The following is a 21459-nucleotide window of genomic DNA, read 5'->3' as shown; positions in this document are numbered from 1 at the left end:
CCGTGTCATTCCGGGGCCTTCAGGCCCCGGAATCATTTTTGATTCTGGATCGTGGTCGCGCAGCTTCTGAAGGAAAAAACGCTTGCCTATACAGAAAGAATGTCCATAATGGATTTTATGTCCACGCGAGATTATTTCTCTTCGTGATTGCCTTTCTGCAGCCGCCTTTGAGAGCAACGTCCATGTCCACTTTTTTTCAAGCTCCCCTCATCATCCAGGAATCGGATGTCAGGGCATTGCTCCCACTGCTGGATGTACTGGCTGCAATGCGCCACCTGTTTGAATCGTTGGGTGCCGGCAACGCCGTGCAACCGCCACAGCAACTGGTGGAGTTCCCCAATGGGCAGGGAGACTTCATCAATTACCTGGGGGTCATGAGCGAAGAAAAGGTGTATGGCATTAAAACGTCTCCTTACATCAAGACCGACGGCAAACCACTCGTAACTGCCTGGTCCATGCTGATGTCCATGGACACCGGCACTCCGCTCTTGCTGGCAGACGCGGGTCTGCTGACCACCCTGCGTACCGCTGCAACCACCGCTTTGGCAATCGACCACCTCGCCCCCAAGGACAGCAAGCGCCTGGCGGTGATTGGCAGCGGTCCTATTGCATTGCGGCATGTGGAGTTCGCAAAGGGTCTGCGGGAATGGGAAAAAATCTCTATCTACTCCCTCGAAATTCCGTCCATGAATGACGAACAGCGCGAGTCGATTCTGGCCATCGATCCACGCATTACGCTCTGTGAACTGCAATCGAAGGCGGTATCCAATGCGGACGTCGTGATGCTTTGCACTTCGTCACCCAAACCTGTTTTGCAGACGGAAATTCTCGGGCAGCCCACACTCATCACCTCAATCAGCACCAATGCTTATCGGGCACATGAAATTGCGCCGCAGGATCTGCCGAAAATGGACGTGTATTGCGATTACCGACACACGACTCCACTGGCGGCGGGAGAGATGGTGATCGCCGCCGAACGCGGGTTGTGGTCAACCGAAGAACTGGTTGGCGATCTGGCAGAGCTGGCAAACGGGACAGCGCCATTGCCCGAATACAACCGCCACGTTTTTTTCCGCTCCATCGGTCTGGGACTGGAGGATGTTGCTGTCTCTCTGGAAATCTACAAGGCGCTGACTCAACGTTGAGTGCCGCTCGCTAACTGACAAATCAAAACAAAAGGTACTGAAATGAAGATCAAAGAGTTCGGCGTTGAAATCTGGATGAACGCGTACGAAACAAAATGCGAGTACAACCTGGCGGAAACCTGCGTGGAATCCCTGACCATCGAGCAACTGCTGGAGATGGCCGGTAAAAAAGAGAGCATTCTCGCCGAGCTGCTGCCGTTGAAGATGACTTACGGCGCCATCGAAGGCTCTGATCGCCTGCGCAACAGTGTGGCGGCTCTGTACACGAAGCAAAGCAAGGACAACGTCATCATCACCCACGGTGCGATCGGTGCTAACGCCCTAGTGTATGAGACCCTCGTTGAACCAGGTGATCACGTTATTTCCGTGGCGCCGACTTATCAGCAGCATTACTCGATTCCCGAGAGCTACGGCGCCGATGTTTCGATTCTTAAACTGCGTGAAGAAAACGCTTTCCTGCCTGATCTGGTAGAGCTGAATGCGCTGGTCCGGTCGAACACCAAAGTGATCGCCATCAACAACCCGAACAACCCGACCGGCGCGTTGATGGATCAGGCCCTGCTTGAAAAGATCGTGGAGATTGCCCGTTCTGTTGGGGCCTATCTGCTCAGTGACGAGGTCTACCGCGGCATTGATCAGGACGGTAATGGCTTCACTGTCTCGGTGGCAGACTTGTACGAAAAAGGTATCAGTACAGCCAGCATGTCCAAGGCGTTCTCGCTGGCCGGCTTGCGCCTGGGCTGGATTGTTGCGCCAACCGACCTGATTCATCGCGTCTCCATTCACCGTGACTACAACACCATCAGCGTCGGCATGCTGGATGACCATTTCGCCTGCATTGCGCTGGAAAACAAGGACAAGATCCTGGCCCGCAACAAGTCCATTACTCGTACCAACCTCGAGTATCTGGATCAGTGGATCGCCAAAGAATCCAAAGTTTCGTACGTCAAACCGAAATCGGGCACCACTGCCCTTCTGAAGATCGACGTGGATCTGTCTTCCCGTGACTTGTGCGTCAAGCTGCTGGAAAGCAAAGGCGTCATGTTCACGCCAGGCAGTGCTTTGGACATCGAAGGTTATGTGCGTATTGGTTATGCCAACAATCTTTCGGTCCTGAAAGAAGGCCTGGAAAAGGTTTCGCAATTCCTCGCCGAACTTTGATCTCTCCCGGCATGCCTTGGCTCAGTGCCACGGCATGGCCTGATGAAAGACGCCGACGCTGTGCCGTCGGCGTTTTCACTTCGATTGGTAATTACTCGTTTGGGTAGCAAGAGTAAAGAATGAACAACGCACTATGGGCGACTGTGCCTATTCTTTTGGCACTTGCCTTGGGGCTTGGGCTCGGCCAATACGTCAACGTTCAGTATCGAAACTACGTCTCACGATGCGTCGGGATACTGGTCTGGGTGCTGCTTTTTTCACTGGGTGCAGAGTTTGGCAACGTGCTCGGCAATCCGCAGTTGGCGGCAAGATCCCTACTTGTCGGCATCACCTTTGCCATGGCCTGTACCCTTGCCACTTGGCTGTTGATTCATCTGTTCACAGCCACGAATGATCGCAAACCTGCCTTCAAGCTGACGCAACTGCTCAGTTCTCTTGCCGCAGGGTTGAAGAGTTGCACCGTCACGTTGTCCATTGTCACTTTGGGGGCAATCTATGCTCATTTGCCGATCGACTGGATCACTCGGCAAATCTGGAAGCCCGCACTGGGAGACATGATTTGCGTGCTGGTTTTTCTGGTGGGTATCGAACTGGCCAAGATGAAGTTGGGCCGCGATCTCTTCACTTTCAGATCCATCACCGTTCCCCTCATCACGGTTGTGGGCACATTATCGGGTGGACTTCTAGCTGCCTGGATAGTCGATGAGCCACTCAAAATCGGACTGGTGCTTGCTTCGGGATTCGGCTGGATGAGTTTATCGAGTGCAATGGTCAGCGAAACACTGGGCGAGTCCTACGGCTCGATGGTGTTGATAGCAGACCTCCTGCGAGAACTCCTGGCTATCACCCTGCTTTACATCTGCGGCATGAAAGCGCCTCTGGCCTGCATTGGCGCCACCGGCGTTACTTCGCTGGACTCAACCTTGCCGATTGTTCGCGCGACATGCCCCGAAGAAGTCATTCCCTTTGCTGTTGTCAGCGGCCTGATTCTGACTGTGGTTTCACCCCTGTTTATCGCGTTCTTCCTGACGTTGTGAGCGTTCGCGTCATGAACAATCTTGAAAACTACAAAGCCATTGCTGATGGCATCGCGACGCTGTATTCCCCCCATGCCGAGGTGACTATTCACGATGCCAGGACACACGTAACACTCTATGTATCAGGACACCTGGAGGGCATCAACAGCAATGTCCCCTATGTGAATCCCAACCGCAGTGATGAGCGAATTCGTTCGATTACCACTGTGTTGAAAAACGACAAGGACGAGCCGGAGGCACTGCTTTGCATCAATGTAAACTTCTCGGCACTCGACACAGCGGTTGCGGTACTCACCCAGTTCTTGATCCCTCGTCAAATCTCCCCTGGACGTGACGCGCTGTTTCAGGATGACTGGCAAAAACGCATTAATACATTCATCCAGCGCTGGCTGAGAAAGCGCAACTTGGCACTTGAGGGCTTGAATCGCCACGACAGAACGATGCTGGTGGAAGCGTTGCATATCGAAGGTGCTTTTGAGGGCAAAAATGCCGCTGACGTCGTGGCCAGCGAGCTGAAAATGAGCAGGACATCAGTCTTCAACCATCTGAGGTCCCTGCGAAAATCGATATGACCCGCTGTAGTGTTCCGCTTCATGATTGCATCAAACCGTGGCTCGTAGTCAAACCGCGTAACTGCTACATTTGTGCCCCTAATGGACTCTCTTGCGATCTACCCCAGCATGAAAAAACTTAACGACTACAAGACCATCGCCGACGGCATTGCGTTGCTTTACTTTCCTCACGCAGAAGTCATCCTTCACGATGTAAAAACGCAAAGAATCGTTCATATCGCGAATAACATTTCAAAACGACAGTTGGGGGATGATTCTGCCTTGGATGAGTTGCCCGGCGACTTCGCATCCGTCAGCAACCTGGGACCCTACGAAAAACTCAACTGGAACGGTCAGAAAATTCGTTCCATCACCAGCGTGTTGAGAAACGATGATGACGAGCCAGAGGTTCTGCTGTGCATCAATATGAATTTCACAGTACTGGAAATGGCCCGGGAAGCACTGAACAATTTCTTCGAGCCCAGCCGTCTGCTACCGCAGCCTGATGCACTGTTCCGGGATGACTGGCAAGAACGTATCAATACCTTTCTGCACGCCTGGCTCAAGGAACATAACCTTTCACTGCCAGGACTGACACGCAACGATAAACGACTGTTGGTGGAAGCACTGTTCGCCGAAGGCGCTTTTGAAGGACGTAGTGCCTCGGATTACATCGCCAACGTACTGTCTATGGGAAGAGCCACTGTTTACAAGTACGTGAAGCTTTTGCGTGAAGCCGCGTGATGTACAGCGGATCACGCCTGCCCGAACTGAACGACGTCATACAGCCGTCTCAAACGTTTCACCGCACCTTCGATATCAGTTTCTTTCACACCGCCGTATCCCAGCACCAACAGGTTATCGCCGAGCCTGTCTGGATTAATGTGATAGGCACCCCGCAGCGTCAAACCGTGCGCAGGGGCTAACTGAATCATTTTTCGAGCTGTACCCGCGGCGCCGATGGTCACTGCCAGGTGGATCCCGGCCTGCCCCGAAGAAAACTGCACGGCATCGCCAAAGTAATGCTTCAGGTTTTGCTGCAACAGACTCCTGCGCGTCGCGTAGATTGCCCGCATCTTTCGGATGTGACTGGCGAAATGGCCTTCCTGCATGAAATCCGCCATCGCTGCCTGGATGGGCGGAAATCCTGGTCGGTAAAGTTGCGTCATGCCCTTGCTGAACGCGTCCGCCAGAGATTCTGGCACCACCAGGTGACTCAGGCGCATGCCCGGAAACGTCACCTTACCAAGACGCTTTCTTGCAACATCTCTATGACAAAGGCTACTCAGTCCCGGAGATCAGCAAAGAAATGGCGGTCACTGCACCCAATATTTACAACCGCATCACCGCGCATCGCGGGCGCGGCCCACAAACCAATTGAGCCTGCCTGGCCGACCAGGTGAAACCACGGGCTTGCGCCTCGAAAGCAAGCCCGTATCCCCGCAAGCTTGCGCCTTAACGCCTCAATCAGGCCCGGCAAATGATTGGGCGCAGCCAAGCATCGCGGTTTCTGGTGCGCAACCACAGGTGGACTTGCGCGTGATCGGCGTGTTGTGGCTCAGCATCGACGGCAATCAGGCAGTTCCCGGCATCAATCGATTTACCCATCAAAATATCGCGTTTGATCAGGACCGTGTCACCATCCCCCGGTAGTTCGTAGCAACCGTCGAGGGTCGACACGAACCACTGGCGCTGGAACCGGGTGATGCCCAGAGGCTCACCGGGTACTTGCGCAATGGTGCGGGTCACGTCACCCGCAACGCTGACGACCGAACCGCCCGCCGCAATGGCCCACAATTCCCCTCTCGGACCTTCGACACCGGCAATCATATTGATGAACGCGCCGGCCTCAGTCGGCCATGGTCCATCAACTCGCTGCCAGGTCCCGCCCACCGGCCGACGCAGGATCAGGCCCGCATACCCCAGCGCGTATATTGCGTCTTGCGTCTGGACAATGTTGTTGACACCACCCAGCGTTCCGACAACGTGATCGTCGTGTTCAAGGCGAGCAACATCGCCCGATGTCCAACGATACAACCGGCGGCTGAACGTACCGATCAACAAGCCATCGCTCGCCCAACACAGGCATTCAGCAAGCTCGACGTTCTTGCCATCCGTGGCCACATAACCCAGTGTGCGGGAGTACCATTCATCGCGCGCGTTGAGCTGTGGATGGGGCGTAACCTGCCGCCAGCCAGCCACCTGTCCAAGGTCGGTGTTGGTGATCAGCTCATCTTCGCTAGTGATCGCCCAGACTTGGCCATCGCTATCACTGACGATGGCCTGGATGGCATCTGGCACCCAAACCTGTGGTTGCAGGCGTAAATGCTCACCGTCCAGTTCCCCCCTGATAATCCAGGACGATGTATGACCGCTTTCGTCCGACACATGCACGGCAAACCAGGGCACCCCGGCAGCCATTGTCAGGTCGGCAAGCTGGTAGCGCCGAGTGCCATGGGCGGGTGTTGATGGGTTTATGTTGTCGCTCATGTCACAGGCATCGGTTGTTGGGTCACTGTAGAAGGTACGTCGTAGAACAAAGGCAACTCCCTGTCCATGGGCCAGCCGGCCGCCGTGTAGAACTCACGCGCCTCAATCAGGAGCACCATGGCGACAGCGCGACCGACACTTTTGCGTTCATTCCACGTCATGAACCCTGCCTGCGCCAAGGCAAAACCTTTGACGTTGAAACGTTTGAATTCATCCGAGTTGGCAAGGCCACTGTTCCTGACGGCCACATCCACACCCAGATCCGCGGTGGTATAGACATGGGTCATCCACTCAAGCACATGCTCCAGGTACTCGCCAGTCGTTGGGTTTTTCGCGGGCAGTGTCGGATCGCCGCGCAGCCGTTTGCGCGTGTGTTTCTGGGCGTCCGTCACAAATTTATGCTGCGATCCTCTGTTCTGTGAATCCTGCATAAACGTCGCGTAGCTCTGGTCAAGGCTGAAAGACTGCCCCCTGTGCAGTGACCCTCGCAGTGCCTTGTCGGGGATCAAGTGATCGGCATCGTAGCCACGGTAGATATTCAACACCTGGGCGTTGGCCGCGGACTTGACCTGGGAAATGATTTTGTAGCCGCCCGCCAAGGTGGGCATGCGTAGCAGTTCACGCATCGCTTGCTTGGTGCTGGCATCGAGCGCGTCGGTGCGCCAGTCGAGCCCATTGATTTTATTGGCCAACGCGACCGTGGCTTCGATTTCCGCACGCAGCACGTCTGCCTGTAGCGGGTAGGCCGCTTCAATGACGCTGGGCCGCAGGTCCGATACGCTGTACGCCGGGTTGGACAGGATTCTGGAAATCACCTCGCGCGCTTCACGCTCACTCAGTGTGTGCCCATCAGTACGCGGGTAGGTAATGCCCGCGACGTCGAATGAGTCAACGAACGAGTGCTGTTGCGCTTGGTGCGCAGCGACGAACGCTGCCTGGGCAACTGCGTCCGAAGGGTCGCGTAATGCGGCCTCATAGGCGTTTCGCATCAGGGTCATGGCGGCAAAACTGCTATTCATCGGCAGTGCCCTCCGCGCGCGTGTTCGACGTATTGCCACGTACCAGATCATCGATGTGCTTGCCGAATGTCGAGGGCCTACCGTGTCCACGCGCGTGCATCCACGCCAATAAATGATCGACTGTCGGCTCAAGCAGCGAGCGGGTGCGTATGCCGTGGTCTTGCACTATCACTTGCAAGCGAGGGCTTTGCTCATCGAGCACTGCCTCCATCTCTGCCGACGCCCAATTGCGCGTGTGCTGGTGCAGGCCATCGGGGTCCAGCGCAAACCAACCTGGGTAGCTGCCCGGCTTGCCTGTTATCACCTCGACACCAATTTCAACCTGCCGGACAGCCGGTTTACCCGGCCACGTCAGGGGGTAAATCCGGCGTACAGTCTGAAACTGTCCATCTCGCAGGGAAGAGGCCAACATCAGTTTGGACATCAGGTCGTAAAGTTGCCGCTGCCTCGGGGTAAGCGCGGCCATCCTGGGGCTGTCGGCCTCCAGGCTGATGTCCAGAGGCACCAGTGCTCCGTGGGCACCACTGCGGCCGCCGTCCGAAACTGGGTGGGCTTGCGCGCCAGGCGCGGGATCATCGTCGTGCTGCTCGGCCTCAGCGGGTGAAGGCGAACCGGCAGGCGCGCCCCACGTATTCAGCTCGACGGCGGGCTGCAGCGAAAACAGCGCGACCTCAGCGCCCTGCGCATCGACCGTTGGTGCATGGGGGCCCGCAACCGGCTGCGCGCCGCACTGATCATCAAACTGTGCCGCCCAGGTGTGCACGAACGCAAGGTAGTCCGCCTCCCCTGCATCCGGCAATTGGGACAGGTGAGTCAGCGCATCGTCGAAGGCCGTCAACAACGCATTGGCGCTGATTGTGTTCAGCCAAGGGTTGTTCAGCACCTTATCTGCCTGGCGCCGTCCGGACTCGGTCAGGAACAGGCGCCCCTGCGCATCCAATGCAGCCCAACCATTGTCGTTCGGTGCTGACTCGGGCTCGTCCTGCCCCTCGCGCATCTCATACAGTTTTTGCAACGTGCTCATGGTGCTCGACGGCATCCAGCCAAATCGCCTGAACGCCTCTTGCAGGACCAGGTTAGTGCCCAGGCTTTGAGCAGGTGCCAGCAGCAAGTCCTCATGCTCGAGCAGGCAAGGTCTCGGTGAAACCACCGCGTCGCTCAGTTGGTCGATCAAGGTGTGAACGCTCTCTGTGCGGTCACTGCCCCACGCGCGCCAGGCTTCGCTGCCACGCCGCACCATCAAGCGAGCCGGCACGAGGGTATCGTTCACTTTCAGGTTTATCGCGATACCCAAGCGTTTACCGGGTAACCCCAGGGAGTCACCATGGCCCGCCAGTACCCTGAGCAAGGGCCCCTTGATCCGTCCGCCCCCGACAATACCGTGACGCATGTAGACCGAGCCGATGAGGTTGTCCAGCACCCGCTGGGCAATGGCTCCATATGCCAAGCCCATATTCAAGGCCCGGCAAGCGCTGCCAGCTCGCTCGTCGGCGGTAGCGCCCTCGACCTGTACACACCGACCCTCCTCAAATGATCGGGCCATTTCGGGGGTGGTCAATGCATGAAACCTTACCCGACGCACCCTCTGGATATGCATGAACCACGGTGCTTCCTTGAGTACCTGTATCATGTGCCAGGCGATCGCTTCGCCTTGGGCATCATCGTCCGTCCCCAACACCAGCTCAGTGCATTGCAGTAAACGGCTGCCGGTATTGCGTAGGGACGCCGCCAGGTCACTGCCCTCGCGCTCGCTCAATTGCCAGTGCGGTTTGAGCCCATCACGCCAACTGATCGCACCGGGACCTGGGAGGTCACGAATATGACCGCCACAGCCGAACACCTGAGTACCGCCAGGTACCAGTTCTTGAATGATTTTCGCCTTGTGCAAGGATTCGACAACCATCAGCGTGGCGGGACCGAGCTTGCACGCTGGCACCCGCGGGGCGCAGGTGAGCCGCTCGTGCTCTGGCTCACGCACACCGGCCAAGCATCGTCCTACCACAGCCGAAGGCAAATCGTTGTTCGGGTCCATCGCCTGCTGGGAAAAAAACAGATCGGAATGGCCAAACATAATGAAGCTTTTCTGCGCACGACTGATCGCTACGTTGAGCAGGCGCCCATCGTCACGATCGATAAATACCCGCTCACGATGATTGGTATCAGTTCGACGGCTGGCGCGGCTGTCCCGATTCACGGCACTGAACAACACCACAGGTTTCTCCGCCCCTTGAAGGGTATGAACCGTGCCGATGGTCAAACGCTCGCTCAGGTCAGCGTCATCAGGGTCGAGTTCTTCGCGCACCCGACGCTTTATCGCTTCGACCTGGCCTCGAAATGGCGTGACGACCGCGACAAGCTTTTCCAACCCTATCGGCTGCTCCGGGTGGCCTTCGACCCTGGCGGCCCACTTCGCCAGGCGCGGTCCCTGCTCTTTAAGCCAGTCCACGATGGCCTTGGCTTCTCCAGGGTTGGACCATGAGTCGCCTTTGCAGGGCTCATCGTTCGGGCCACCGGTCTGATAGAACCCGAGCGGCGGTAGCGGGAACGTTGCCTTCATGCGTTTGCGCAACTGCATTTCAGCTTCGCCCTCGAGCAAGGGCAACTCGGCATCCGCGAACAGCCCTGCCAGCGGGTTGGGCACTTTGGGTTCCAACTCTTTGCTGAGCAACCCGCCCTCGGCATCACGGTCGTGATCGTGGTACAGCAAATCGATACACACATTGATGATCGACTCTGCACAACGGTAGTGTTCCCGCAGGAGCAGACCGTCCCGTAGCCGTCCGTCCGGCATGGCCTCGGCAAACGATGCCCCGGTTGCGGCAAGCTTCATGATTGAACCCGTGGCGGAGTCTGCGCCACGCACCAGCAAGGCGTCCAAAGACGACGGATCGGCCCAACGGTCCTGCACCTGGCGCGCATCGACCTCGGGTGTTACCGAAGACACGGGAGAGAGCTGCTTCATATCGCCGACCACCACGGCTTTTTTAGCCAGGCTAAACACCGGCACACCCAGCTCCGGCGCAGCTTGCCCCGCCTCATCGACAATCAGCAAATCCAGGAACGCGAACAGCGGCCTACGGCCCTCGCCCAGTAGCCGTGGGGCGCTATGCAAGGTGGCGACGATGCACGGAAACAGCATGGCTGCGTGCCTGAGTGCGTTCTTTCGGCTGCCAGGCTCGGGGGTTGCGATCACACTGGCCAGCCAACGCGTCTCCCAGTAACGCGCGGCCAACTGAAAAATAATCGGCCGCCACACCACGTCCAGCAATTTCTGCTGCTGCGCCTGGCGCGCCTCGGGGGTTGCGGCCACACGCAAATCCGCGAGGATGTCGATGGCCCAGGAAGATGCCCATGCCTCACTGGGAAAGCGCGCAGCCAGTTCACTGGGCTCGATCAACGCGTCGATGTCAGCCTGGCGCTCGATTGCCGAGGCCAACCCGCTGCGCAATACCTGGGTCAGTGTGTTCAAGTGCTCGCAGAGGGTCGACGCCGTAGGCGTTGTCGAAGCACTCTTCTGCATGAGATAGATAAAACGCGTGGCATCACTGACCTGATGTTTCTGCTCAACGCTAAACAACGCATTGAACAACTCTGGCAGCTCGCGGAAGGCATCTTCAAAGTGCCGCGCCAAAGCAAGGGCTGCCGCAACACCGTCTTCGTACGACTGCTTGAGGCTGGAGGACCCGACGCCCAAGATGCGCAACTGCTTTTGCCGGATCTCAAGCGTGGTGAACTTGCTGCGATGGTTTTTCCCCTTGGCCTTGGACGGAGCGCTGGCGGTGAAACCCAATAGTGGCTTGCCCGTAGGGTCCAACCAACGACGTGCCAGGGCATGCTTCCTGCCTACGGCACCATTGAACGTGCCCATCACATTCTCGACACTCTGGTTGGTCGCCCCGCACACAAACGTGACGGGGCAATGTTCGCGGTTATCGTAAGCCGCCAACACCCATTGGTTGGCGATCATCGCACGCAGCATGGCCGTCTTCCCGGTGCCCGGCGGCCCACTGACCGCAACCACCCCGACCTGCTCACCCAACCGGCCGAGGGCGTGCAATGCGCGGCGCTGCGATTCGTTCAAGGGGTCTGCGCCGCGATTGACGTCTGGCTTGTCGAGGTGTGTGGCCTTATCGACCATGGCCACGTGCCGGATCGTCACCTGCGGCGCTGCCATGCCGCCTGCCTGGACAGCCGAACGGTGTCGTCCGGCGCCTATGAGCTGCTCCAGTGCGCCGATGGACGGCGCATTGGGGATCGCTTCATAGATGTTGGCGAGCGCACGTGTTGCATAGCCAGGCTGTCGCGGCACCGCAACCCATTGCCCCGTGATCGGCGCCATTCCCGTCTCCACCCCATCCGCTTGAACGTGGGCGAACAAGGCAAAACAGGCGTCGACATACCCGCTCAAATTGGCGCTTTGGCTCAACGTCGCGAAAAATAGCTTGAGCTCGTCGCGATAGCAATCAAAGTGGCCAATGGCCGGAGGCAGGTCGTTGGCCGCCATCAATGGCTGCGGTTCAAGCCATTGGCGGACCACACGCGGCCGGCAATCGTTGGGGTCGCGTGGTAGGCATATTTGGTTTTTGTCGTTCAGGTCGAAAGGAAACCAGAACGCGATATTCAGCCGGTCGGGCTTGAGGCGGTTTTTTTTCGCGCCCGGCGCAGGCTTTTTATCCGGGTCGGGCCACGTGACCTGGACCTCATCGCTTGATGAGGTGGTTTGATGGAATACCAGCGCCATGGGAATACGCGGATCGTCATCCGGCTCGTTCGCCTCCTGCGCACCCTCTGCGTCGTCCTCTGAGGCCTCAAGCGCCTGCGCTTGCTGTTTTCGCCGGGCCTCTGCGGCACGCTCAGTGAGAATGCCCAGTGCCAGCGCCCGACGCTTGCCGAAACCGAGATTGAAGTTGGGCCAGGCCAGCCCCGCGAAATTTGTCACCGGGATGCGGACATCGGTGGCTTGCAGGCCACCCAAGTCATCGGCAATCAGCGCTCTGTGCCAGTAGTCCAGCACATTCGTGGGCAAACTCCCGACGGGGCCTGCCTGAGGGTCCACCTCCGTCGAGTGCAGAACCTGTTCCTTGGAAACCGCTACAGCAGCAAAATCCTTGCGCAACCGCTTGCTCAAGTCCATGAGACGCCTAAACATTTCTTACACCCTATAAATCCGAACGGCATACGAAGAATGGCTCGTAGCGGCCAACAATGATGGCCCATTGCCTTGATCGCTGCAATTCAAGCCGGGCACGTATAGTTAACGAGTGACCTGTTCAATGCTATACAACTCGTGTTTAGGTCAAACGCACCGTCAACCACACGAGACTTTCCCCGCCCATGCACGGACGCCCCCTGCTCGTCGCCCTATTCCTCACCGGTACTGCCATGGCCGCAGAACCCTCCCGCTACACCTACGACGAAGCCCCCACCGATGGTTTCATGTACGCCGTGCGCTATCAGCAAGCCAAACTGGCCTGTGGTTCGCTGCCCGAAGATCTCGAGGCGGACTATGCTAAAGCGATGCGGCTGACTGGGGAGGCCAGCCCCGCGTTTAAAGCTAGCTATGCACGGCGCTTGGCAACCCAGCCAAAGTGGAGCAAACCGGCGTCGCCTGAAGAACAGGCGCTTGCGTGCGAACAAAGCCAGCACACCTTGCGCGTAACGGTGCAGCTCGCCCGGCAATGGTTTCCCGGTGGCTGGTAGTCACGTGTTTTAACCCATTGATCGGCCCATTGATCGGCATAGGTATCTACACAACGATTGGACCTGACCAATCCCGAAGCCCTGGCTCTGGCTCTGGCTTTTGATCTTAGGCGCCCCGTTAACCACGCTGCCCGAACGCAGGCAAGCCAGCTCCCACATGAGAGCGATGTACACCCAAGAAAACCTAGTAGCATGATGGGCCGCCTTCGCAAGCAAATCGAATCGCCGCACCGCCGCTCCCACAGGTCCGGCGTAACACTCAAAGTTGTGTAGATACCTACCCACTGATCGGAGGTCCACGATGAACCCACACAGCACCGCCCTTGTCCTGATCGAGTTCCAGAACGACTTCACCACACCCGGCGGGGTGTTTCATGATGCGGTCAAAGACGTGATGCGTATTGGCGATATACTGGCGAACACTGCAACCACGGTGCAGCAGGCGCGCAAGCTGGGCGTGAAGATCATCCATTTGCCGATCCAGTTCGCAGAGGGTTACCCGGAGCTGACCACGCGCGACTATGGAATATTGAAGGGTGTGGCTGATGGCAGTGCTTTTCGCACCGGCAGTTGGGGGGCAGAGATCACCGAGGCTGTGGGCCGCGAGGCCGGCGATATCCTGGTGGAGGGCAAGCGTGGGCTGGATGGTTTTGCGACGACGGGGCTGGACCTGGTGCTGCGCAACAACGGCATCCAGAACTTGGTGGTGGCAGGTTTTCTGACCAATTGCTGCGTCGAAGGCACTGTGCGTTCAGGCTACGAGAAGGGCTACAACGTGGTCACCTTGTCCGACTGCACGGCAACCTTCACCAGCGAACAGCAGCAGGCCGCCGAGCAATTCACGCTGCCGATGTTTTCCCAGGTGCTGCAACACACACAGTTCCTGGAAACTCTCAGCCGTTAAGGGTGATTCCCGAATAGACCGTCGCAGGCACCTTGTGCCGGCGCGGTCGCTGTTGCCAGGCAAGTTGCGCTTGCACCCGGGCGACGGCTTCTCATCATCCGGACGCACGACAACCACACGGAAACCGTGGTCGTAACCTTCGATTTGCAACGCCACCATCAACCGGGCTTTCGACAATGCACCCAAGCAGAACAGGGTGACGCCAATTGTAAATATCGTACGCGTGTGTAGGCTCCCCCTTTTCGGTACAGAGCTCATCAAAGTTTGATGACTGGCTGCCATCAGATAGGTGTATGAAGGTTGAGTCCTATCCTTGTGGGCTTCTCGAAACTGCCTCACAACCAGGCGCCCGAGCCGCCAATCGTCGAAGATTGGTTCACGCCGGTTCACCACGGCGGTCAGCAAGTAAACGTCCCCTGCTTGTGACACTCTACCGATTCGCAAACGGCCTGATTTGTTCGAAGTGAGCATTCCTTGCCCCCGTTCTATTGAAAGGAGGCAAGGACACTACAGAAAAAAACAGCTAAACAGCGAACCCAAAAGGCGACGAGATATGACCTGTCAGCGGCCCATACGAATGGTGTTCCACACCCGCGTGCGAATCCGGTCGATGTTCAGCGGCATCGCTTCCAGCGCGAATAACTTGCCCATCATTTCGTCGCTGGGGTAGATCTTGGTGTCCGCCTTGATCTCAGGGTCTACCAGGCTATCCGCTGCACGGTTGCCGTTGGCGTAGTGCACGGCGTTGGTGATGTCCGCCATCACCTGGGGCTCCAGCAGGTAGTTCATGAACGCGTAGCCGGCCTTTTCATCGGGGGCATCGGCGGGCATGGCGACCATGTCGAACCAGATTGCGGCGCCTTCCTTGGGAATCTCATAGCCGATCTTCACCCCATTCTTGGCCTCCTTGGCGCGGCTTTCGGCTTGCAGTACGTCGCCGGAGAAACCAACCGCCACACAGATGTCGCCATTGGCCAGGTCGCCGGTGTATTTCGAGGAGTGGAAGTACGCCACATAGGGGCGCACTTTCATCAGCAGTGCCTCGGCCTTTTTGTAGTCCTCGGGTTTTTTACTGTGGGGCGGCAGCCCCAGGTAGTTGAGGGCGATGGGCAGCAATTCCGGGCCGTTATCGAGGATCGCCACCCCGCACTTGCTGAGCTTCTCCATGTACTCGGGCTTGAAGATCAGGTCCCAGGAATCAACCGGAGCGTCATCCCCCAACACGGCCTTGACCTTGTCGATGTTGTAACCGATGCCGGTACTGCCCCACAGGTACGGGAAGCCATGGGCATTACCCGGGTCGTTGTTTTCCAGGGCCTTGAGCAGCACGGGGTTGAGGTTTTTCCAGTTGGGCAACTGGCTCTTGTCGAGCTTCTTCAGGGCGCCGCCCTGGATCTGCCGTGCCATGAAGTGGTTGGACGGAAACACCACGTCGTAGCCGGAGTTACCGGTCATCAGCTTGCCGTCGAGGGTTTCGTTGCTGTCATACACGTCGTAGCTGAAACCAATGCCGGTTTGTTTCTGGAAATTCTTCGTGGTGTCCGGCGCGATATAGCTGGACCAGTTATAGATCTTCACCGTCTCGGCGGCCTGGCTGATAGAGGCCACCAACATCAAGGGCAACAGGGCAATGGCTTTCATGGTTCGATTTCCTGGCGATTTTAGGGCTGTTTTTATGGCAGGCGATCAAGGATCAAAGCGTTACAAAATCAATACGTAGGTTTTGCGCACGGTTGCCTGGATGTCCCAGATACCGGTGCTGTTGGCCGGCAACATCAGTGCGTCACCGGCTTGTATGTGAACGATTTCACCGTTGTCAGGGGTGAAGGTGCAGCGACCCTGGATAAAGTGGCAGAACTCCTGGGATGTGATCTGCCGACGCCAGCGGCCCGGGGTGCATTCCCAGATACCGGTCTCGACGCCGTCGCTGCGTTCAACGCTCAAGGTCGAGGCCACGGCGATCGGCTCGCCCAGGGGGACGGCCACCGGTGATGAGTCCGGCAGGTGGGCATGCAGCGTGTCTTTGAATTGAGTGATGCTCATGGGGTTTTCTCGTGTAGGTGAAACGGCTCAATGCATGAAACCTTCCATGAACCCGGCTATGCCGATCGCCAGCTTGCGGCGCCAAGGCGCTGTGTTGGGGTTGGCCAGCACCTGGTCTTCATGGACGAAACTGCGAATGATCGCGTTGTAGCCAAGCCAGCGGCATGGCTCCGGCTCCCAGGCCTTGAGCGCGTGCAGGCCACGCTCGCGGATCACCCAGGGTTGGTGGATCAGCGGTGTGTCGCGACCAAGGATCAGGTCGGCCAGGGTGCGGCCACCCAGGTTGGTGGCGCCGACGCCCTCCCCGCCGTAACCACCGGCCAGGGCGATGCCGGTCTTGTGATCGCAGAGCATGTGCGGGCGAAAACGGCGCGACATGCCGAGGTTGCCGCCCCAGGAATGGGTAATCCGCACCTTTTTCAGCTGTGGGAAGAGTTCGCCGAACAGGTAGCGCCGCAGTGCCACTTCGCTGTCAGTCAAATCAAAGTTGTGGCGCAATTTGCCGGCGAACTGGTAACCGCCGCGGGCGCCGAACACCAGGCGGTTATCCACCGTACGCTGACCATAGGTGACCTGGCGGCTACTTTCGCCAAAGGCCTGTCCATGGCTCAGGCCGATTTCATCCCAGGTATCGGCGGGCAGCGGTTCGGTGGCAACGATCAGGCTTTGCACCGGCAACTGGTATCGGCCCAGGGGCGGCAAGGTATTCGCATAACCTTCGACAGCCGGCACCACCCAGGCAGCGCGCACATGGGCCTTGGCGGTGCGCACAGTGCCGGACTGCCAGTGGGTGACCGGCGTGTTTTCATAGACCGTCACGCCCATGCTCTCCACCACCCGTGCAAGGCCGCGCACCAGCTTGGCCGGGTTGATTGTGGCGACATGGGGGGCATGGATACCGCCATAGGGCTTGGCGATGCGAATCTGTTCAGCCAACTGTCGAGGGCTCAGCCAGCGGTAGTCGGCTTCGGTCAGGCCTTGGGCGTAGAGTTTGTCCAGGTAAGCGCGCAGGCTGCCTTCCTGTTCGGGATAGCGCGCGGCGCAGTACAGCGCGCCGCCTTTGCGGTAATCGCAGTCGATGCCTTCCCGGGTCAGGACTTGGGCCACTTCGTCGGGAATGCCATGCAGCAGGTCGAATGAGGCGCGGCGCTGTTCAGGCGCAAGGCCGGCCAGCAGGCGGTCTTCGCCCAGCAGATTGCCCATCAGCCAGCCGCCGTTACGACCCGAGGCGCCGAAGCCGGCGGTTTGCGCCTCGATAATCGCGATCTTCAGCTCAGGCGCCTGGCGTTTCAGGTAGTAGGCAGTCCACAGCCCGGTGTAGCCGGCACCGATAATGGCCACATCGACGTCCAGGTCATGCTCAAGGGCCGGCCGCGCCGACAGCGGGTCGTCCAGTTGGTCCATCCATAAACTGATAGTGCGCCATGCCGGCATGCCAAGTTCCCCAACCACGTTTCGATGGGGGGATCCTAGAACTGCGGGTTATTCGCTGTCTTGCGCGCGTGCACGCAGGGAAATTTGTTTGACGTAGGCCTTGGGCGACTGGCCAGTGTGCTGGCGGAAGGCGCTGTAGAACGCCGACAACGAATTGAAACCGGCGGCGAAGGCCAGGTCGTCGACCTTGATCGGTGGCTGCGCGGTATCCAGTGCGGCCAGCAGGTGCTGGAGCCGAGCCTGGTTGACGTAGCGGTAGAAACTTTGCCCCAGCACCTGGTTGAGCAGATAGGAAATCTGATTGCGGCTGTAGCCACACTCCTTCGCGACCCGCTGCAGGTCCAGTTCCGGGTCCAGATAAGGCTGCCTGCGCTCGAAGTACTGCTGCAAGTCATTGGCCATATGCCCCAATTGCTGGGGTGACAGGCCCAGGCGGCTGACGCTGGGGCGCTGGGCCTGGGAGGGTTGTTCATGCACCAATGACGCGTACTCGTTGACGCGCCAGATCAACCCATCGCGGACGGTGATGGCTTCGCTGGTGCGGAATGACACCAGGCCCTGACCGCCGCGCAAGGTGATGCGGTACTGGATGAACGCCGTGTCGCCATCGGCGCGGATGCGGTCGGTGTGTTCAATGGCCTCGTCGGCTTCGCGGGGCATACTGGCTTGCAGGTACTCACGCAGTTCGGCGTAACCGACCACACGGTTCTGGAAAAAGTCGTGGTACTGGATGTCCGGGTGGTAGTAGGACATCACGCCCTCAAGGTCGCGATGACGCCAGCAAAGGTGGTGGCGCAGCACCAGCTCACGCGTGGCGTGGGTGTTATGGCAATCATCGTCTGGCGCGATGTCGGGCATGGAAGGCTCTGAGGCGGGTAAACCTCGGAGATTGCCGAATTTTGTCAGTGCCGACAATGGCCAATTGGAACTTCGCATTAGTGGCATTGTGCCCAATCATTGGTAAGAGATGACCCACATCAAGTGAATGGCTGACAACCGCCGAACGGGGCAGAAAAAGTCACCTTGTACTTGCGAACGAATGCTATTTTTAGCTTCTACGACGCCACGACCAGTGACGGTCCTGGCCCCCTGCCGCGAGCTAAAGGAAGCGCTCAATGAACAAGGTGGGCAACATGAACAAAGTGACATTCCCCAACGCCTGCCAGCTGATGCGCTGGCATTTTCATCCGATGGGCTTCGAGGGCAGCATGGATGCGCCCGGCAGTATGGTCGCCCGCCTGTTCGACCGGGCCAGCGGCGAGACGCTGATTGCCATCGCCGGCATTCCCTGCGCCACCGTGATGAATGCTGCCGATGTGGAGCGGATTATCGAGGCGGTGGAGGATGAGTTGGAGTCGTTTGTGCCGCCGTTGTCGCTGAGGGCCTGATCCCGGCCCAGCCAACAGAAAGAAGCTCAACTGTGGGAGGGAGCAAGCCTCCTCCCACATTGGAATCGCATTTGTCCCCGACTAATGGCGCTGATCGTCGAAAAACGCTTTCCTGCCGTCGACCCGCTCAGAGGCCTTGGGCACATTGACCGCTTGGCCTTCGGGTTTTTCCACATACCAGTAGCAATGGCTCACGGCCCGGGTAATCCCGACGTAGGCCAGGCGCAGCACTTCGTCCTTTTGCGCAGTGTCATAGGGTTCGCTGTCCCCGTCTTTACCCAGGCCCGCCATGCGGTAGACCTGGTTCTTGTAGGGCGAGCTGGTCACATGCTGGCAATCACCGAGCAGGAACACCGCATCCGCCTGCAGGCCCTTGGCGCTGTGGTACGTCAGCTGCTTCAACCTGCGCGTCGCTGCAGGCAAGCTAGAATCAACATTAACAATCGACTTAATATGCTCTTGAATCAGTAGCTTATCGCTACTTTTTCGATACAGCATTAATATCGAATCGCCCCTTTGATAATGCTCCAGCAGTTGCCGCCCCAACGCCGCATCGTCCCGCTCCAGTACCGTGACCGGCACCAAGGCTTTTGGCGTGCCGCTGGCCTTGGCCTTTTTTCCCGGGATTGCCGGCGCAGCGCGCACGATATGTTCGGCGGCGTCGATGATGTGCTGATGGCTGCGGTAGTTCTCGCCGAGCATGACGCGGGTAGTGCTCGGCGCCGGGAATTGCTGGTTGAATTCCATGAAGTACTTGGGCGAACTGCCGCGCCAGCCGTAGATCGACTGCCAGTCATCACCCACGCACAGCAAGGACGAACGTTGCGCGCCACGGCCCACATGCATCGCCGGCCCACGACTGCGGATTTCCCGCAGGCTGGCGCGTATCCACGAGACGATCTGGGGCGATACGTCCTGGAATTCGTCGATCATCAGGTGCGACATCGGCCGCAGCAGCGGATCGCTGAGGAGCTTGAGGTTTTCCGGGGTGTTCTCGCCGAACAGCGAGAACATGCGGTTATAGGTCATGATCGGCGGCGACTGATCCAGCAGGTGATCTTCCAGGGCTTTCCAGAAGATGCTCAGGGCCTCGAAGAAGAAGCGGTCCGGGTCGTCCTTGGCGAAGCTCATCTGGCCGACGGCAGTCGGCACGTCCAACCCCAGGTTCTCGATAAAGCCGGCGGCCATCACGAAACTGTCCAGCAGCGGCGCCGACACCAGCTCGCCCTTGACCTTGTAATCAAAACCGGGACCCGCGCTGGCATCCCCGGCGAGGCTGCTTAACAGACGCTTTGATGCGTCATAGCTATCAAGCCATATCAATGGCTTACGACAGAAAGCTTGAAACAAGGTGCGCTTTACCGCCCACTCTGCACGGACCGACAGCTTCGAATTCGGCCGGCTGATTTGGGCATTTTCCCTGGGATCAAAGCCCAGCATTACCCACGCATCCAGCGCCGGGATATAGCCGTGGCAATGGAACTGCGCGCCATTGATTTCGAAGCGCTGGCGACTGGGCTCAATCCCCTTGATCGGCCAGGCGCCGGCACGAAACCACAGGTCCTCGATCACATCGCAGAGTTCTTCATCGCGCTTGGCCGCCAGTTCGGTCACGGCTATGCGCTTTTGTACATCCGGATGATCGCGCTCCAGTTCGCGCAGTTGCAGGCCCTGGCGTGCCAGTGGCGCAATCAGTTCACGAAACCGTGCATGTCGCCCCTGCAACTGGTGGTAGCACGCATTCATCTGCTGGCGCTGGGCGTCGCTGATGCGCAGGTCGAACGGGTTGCTGTCAGCGTCTTCGAAACCGGCACTGAGGTTTTCAAACGCCTGCAGGCGTTCAAAACCCGGCAGGCTGCGGACCATCGGCAGGATGCGCGAGTGAAAGGTCCGTACCACCGCCTGGGCTTCTTTCATATCAATGGGTTGGCCCCACAGGGTGAGAATGTCCATGAGCTTGTTGATGAAGTCTTTGCGCGACTCGCGGGTGAAGGTCACCACGGTCATCGAGCTCAATTCGAAGCCCAGGTAATGGGTGAGCAGCAAAATACGCAGCACCAGCGTGGTGGATTTACCCGCGCCGGCGCCGGCGATCACCGAGGTTGACGGCGTATCGCTGAAGATCATCTTCCATTGTGCCGCGCTAGGCTGGGCATGGGCCGGCAGCAAGCGGGCCACATCAGCCTTGATGCGTTTCTTCACGTCAGCGGTCAAGGGCAGCCGCCAATCGTCGAACAGGCTGTCATCGACGCCGGGCGCGCGGTGCTCATCGGGACGGAAGTCGCGGATCAACAGGACTTGTCGGCCCTCCTCGATGCCATCGGCCTTGCCCTCGCGATAGCCATACTCCACGCCGGCCTCGTGACCACTGCGAAAACCATCGGCCTGCCCGTGCAACCAGGAAAACCGATGCTGTGCGCGCAAACGCGTCAGGCCATGGCCAAACAGGCGTGCGGCGAGGCGTTTGAGTAGGGGCATTTCCGCCAGTGGGCGCAGTTCGGGGGGCAGATCAGGCTTGTGTTGCGGCACGCGGACTCCTGCGATGAGCTGGGTTTTGACAAGGGCACCATGGTCGCCGGAATCGGCG

At 58.5% G+C, this 21459-nt stretch carries 17 protein-coding genes; 8 read left to right on the top strand and 9 right to left on the bottom strand.

Features of this window, described 5'->3' with window-relative positions:
• Positions 1 to 182: 182 nt before the first annotated feature.
• From AC07OP_RS25535 to AC07OP_RS25515, 5 genes are all read left to right on the top strand, one after another.
• A complete protein-coding gene (locus AC07OP_RS25535; RefSeq protein ID WP_495102947.1) occupies positions 183 to 1145 on the top strand; it encodes an ornithine cyclodeaminase family protein in 963 nt (320 codons plus the stop codon).
• A 42-nt stretch (positions 1146 to 1187) separates the two neighbouring features.
• Complete coding sequence (locus AC07OP_RS25530; protein ID WP_495102948.1) at positions 1188 to 2306, top strand: aminotransferase; 1119 nt, start codon at positions 1188 to 1190, stop codon at positions 2304 to 2306.
• A 119-nt stretch (positions 2307 to 2425) separates the two neighbouring features.
• The gene (locus tag AC07OP_RS25525) at positions 2426 to 3343 is read left to right on the top strand and encodes a LysO family transporter (protein WP_495102949.1); all 918 of its coding nucleotides are present in this window, start codon (positions 2426 to 2428) and stop codon (positions 3341 to 3343) included.
• 11 nt (positions 3344 to 3354) lie between these two features.
• On the top strand, positions 3355 to 3915 hold the full coding sequence (locus AC07OP_RS25520; RefSeq protein WP_495102950.1) for a helix-turn-helix transcriptional regulator: 561 nt from the start codon (positions 3355 to 3357) through the stop codon (positions 3913 to 3915).
• Positions 3916 to 4023: 108 nt separating this feature from the next.
• A complete protein-coding gene (locus AC07OP_RS25515) occupies positions 4024 to 4638 on the top strand; it encodes a helix-turn-helix transcriptional regulator (RefSeq protein ID WP_495102951.1) in 615 nt (204 codons plus the stop codon).
• Between the two features lie 11 nt (positions 4639 to 4649).
• Here the strand turns inward: AC07OP_RS25515 and AC07OP_RS25510 are convergent, their stop codons facing one another.
• The 4 genes from AC07OP_RS25510 to AC07OP_RS25495 all read right to left on the bottom strand — a co-directional run bounded on the left by AC07OP_RS25510 (position 4650) and on the right by AC07OP_RS25495 (position 12537).
• Entirely contained in the window at positions 4650 to 5120 is a 471-nt protein-coding gene (locus tag AC07OP_RS25510) for a hypothetical protein (RefSeq protein ID WP_495102952.1), read from the bottom strand.
• A gap of 241 nt (positions 5121 to 5361) precedes the next feature.
• The gene (locus tag AC07OP_RS25505) at positions 5362 to 6384 is read right to left on the bottom strand and encodes a hypothetical protein (protein WP_495102953.1); all 1023 of its coding nucleotides are present in this window, start codon (positions 6382 to 6384) and stop codon (positions 5362 to 5364) included.
• Positions 6381 to 7403 (bottom strand): hypothetical protein, encoded by a 1023-nt coding sequence (locus tag AC07OP_RS25500; RefSeq protein WP_495102954.1) that lies wholly within the window; start codon positions 7401 to 7403, stop codon positions 6381 to 6383. Before AC07OP_RS25500 ends, AC07OP_RS25505 begins: the two co-directional genes overlap by 4 nt.
• Positions 7396 to 12537 (bottom strand): AAA domain-containing protein, encoded by a 5142-nt coding sequence (locus AC07OP_RS25495; protein ID WP_495102955.1) that lies wholly within the window; start codon positions 12535 to 12537, stop codon positions 7396 to 7398. Before AC07OP_RS25495 ends, AC07OP_RS25500 begins: the two co-directional genes overlap by 8 nt.
• A 248-nt stretch (positions 12538 to 12785) precedes the next feature.
• Between AC07OP_RS25495 and AC07OP_RS25490 the strand changes: the two genes are divergently transcribed.
• Entirely contained in the window at positions 12786 to 13103 is a 318-nt protein-coding gene (locus AC07OP_RS25490; protein WP_495102956.1) for a hypothetical protein, read from the top strand.
• 301 nt (positions 13104 to 13404) lie between these two features.
• Positions 13405 to 14007 carry a cysteine hydrolase family protein gene (locus AC07OP_RS25485; protein ID WP_071488379.1) on the top strand — a complete coding sequence of 201 codons (603 nt, stop codon included), beginning with the start codon at positions 13405 to 13407 and terminating at the stop codon, positions 14005 to 14007.
• Between the two features lie 561 nt (positions 14008 to 14568).
• Here AC07OP_RS25485 and AC07OP_RS25480 read toward each other — a convergent pair.
• From AC07OP_RS25480 to AC07OP_RS25465, 4 genes are read right to left on the bottom strand one after another with little or no spacing between them, the layout of a single operon-like run.
• Entirely contained in the window at positions 14569 to 15648 is a 1080-nt protein-coding gene (locus tag AC07OP_RS25480) for a polyamine ABC transporter substrate-binding protein (RefSeq protein ID WP_495102957.1), read from the bottom strand.
• A gap of 60 nt (positions 15649 to 15708) precedes the next feature.
• On the bottom strand, positions 15709 to 16050 hold the full coding sequence (locus tag AC07OP_RS25475) for a cupin domain-containing protein (RefSeq protein WP_027605773.1): 342 nt from the start codon (positions 16048 to 16050) through the stop codon (positions 15709 to 15711).
• Positions 16051 to 16077: 27 nt separating this feature from the next.
• Positions 16078 to 17484: an NAD(P)/FAD-dependent oxidoreductase gene (locus AC07OP_RS25470; RefSeq protein ID WP_495102958.1), complete on the bottom strand. Its 1407-nt coding sequence runs from the start codon at positions 17482 to 17484 to the stop codon at positions 16078 to 16080.
• Positions 17485 to 17532: 48 nt separating this feature from the next.
• Positions 17533 to 18342, bottom strand: a complete 810-nt coding sequence (locus AC07OP_RS25465; RefSeq protein WP_092484111.1) for a helix-turn-helix transcriptional regulator — start codon at positions 18340 to 18342, stop codon at positions 17533 to 17535.
• Positions 18343 to 18599: 257 nt separating this feature from the next.
• On the opposite strand from AC07OP_RS25465, the gene AC07OP_RS25460 reads away from it, so the two are divergent.
• Positions 18600 to 18872 carry a DUF1652 domain-containing protein gene (locus tag AC07OP_RS25460; protein ID WP_027605770.1) on the top strand — a complete coding sequence of 91 codons (273 nt, stop codon included), beginning with the start codon at positions 18600 to 18602 and terminating at the stop codon, positions 18870 to 18872.
• Between the two features lie 81 nt (positions 18873 to 18953).
• Here AC07OP_RS25460 and AC07OP_RS25455 read toward each other — a convergent pair whose 3' ends face one another.
• A complete protein-coding gene (locus AC07OP_RS25455; protein WP_495102959.1) occupies positions 18954 to 21401 on the bottom strand; it encodes a UvrD-helicase domain-containing protein in 2448 nt (815 codons plus the stop codon).
• Between the last annotated feature and the right edge of the window lie 58 nt (positions 21402 to 21459).

The organism is Pseudomonas sp. GW821-FHT09D08 (genome assembly GCF_059416305.1).
This window is presented reverse-complemented; position numbering and strand designations above follow the sequence as displayed.

Excerpts from the sequence above, each read along its gene's own strand:
- AC07OP_RS25480 (WP_495102957.1), bottom strand. The coding sequence starts at position 15,648 with ATGAAAGCCATTGCCCTGTTGCCCTTGATGTTGGTGGCCTCTATCAGC.
- AC07OP_RS25485 (WP_071488379.1), top strand. The coding sequence starts at position 13,405 with ATGAACCCACACAGCACCGCCCTTGTCCTGATCGAGTTCCAGAACGAC.
- AC07OP_RS25470 (WP_495102958.1), bottom strand. The coding sequence starts at position 17,484 with ATGCCGGCATGGCGCACTATCAGTTTATGGATGGACCAACTGGACGAC.
- AC07OP_RS25525 (WP_495102949.1), top strand. The coding sequence starts at position 2,426 with ATGAACAACGCACTATGGGCGACTGTGCCTATTCTTTTGGCACTTGCC.
- AC07OP_RS25530 (WP_495102948.1), top strand. The coding sequence starts at position 1,188 with ATGAAGATCAAAGAGTTCGGCGTTGAAATCTGGATGAACGCGTACGAA.
- AC07OP_RS25460 (WP_027605770.1), top strand. The coding sequence starts at position 18,600 with ATGAACAAGGTGGGCAACATGAACAAAGTGACATTCCCCAACGCCTGC.
- AC07OP_RS25515 (WP_495102951.1), top strand. The coding sequence starts at position 4,024 with ATGAAAAAACTTAACGACTACAAGACCATCGCCGACGGCATTGCGTTG.
- AC07OP_RS25475 (WP_027605773.1), bottom strand. The coding sequence starts at position 16,050 with ATGAGCATCACTCAATTCAAAGACACGCTGCATGCCCACCTGCCGGAC.
- AC07OP_RS25490 (WP_495102956.1), top strand. The coding sequence starts at position 12,786 with ATGGCCGCAGAACCCTCCCGCTACACCTACGACGAAGCCCCCACCGAT.
- AC07OP_RS25535 (WP_495102947.1), top strand. The coding sequence starts at position 183 with ATGTCCACTTTTTTTCAAGCTCCCCTCATCATCCAGGAATCGGATGTC.
- AC07OP_RS25510 (WP_495102952.1), bottom strand. The coding sequence starts at position 5,120 with ATGCGCCTGAGTCACCTGGTGGTGCCAGAATCTCTGGCGGACGCGTTC.
- AC07OP_RS25495 (WP_495102955.1), bottom strand. The coding sequence starts at position 12,537 with ATGGACTTGAGCAAGCGGTTGCGCAAGGATTTTGCTGCTGTAGCGGTT.
- AC07OP_RS25520 (WP_495102950.1), top strand. The coding sequence starts at position 3,355 with ATGAACAATCTTGAAAACTACAAAGCCATTGCTGATGGCATCGCGACG.
- AC07OP_RS25500 (WP_495102954.1), bottom strand. The coding sequence starts at position 7,403 with ATGAATAGCAGTTTTGCCGCCATGACCCTGATGCGAAACGCCTATGAG.
- AC07OP_RS25465 (WP_092484111.1), bottom strand. The coding sequence starts at position 18,342 with ATGCCCGACATCGCGCCAGACGATGATTGCCATAACACCCACGCCACG.
- AC07OP_RS25505 (WP_495102953.1), bottom strand. The coding sequence starts at position 6,384 with ATGAGCGACAACATAAACCCATCAACACCCGCCCATGGCACTCGGCGC.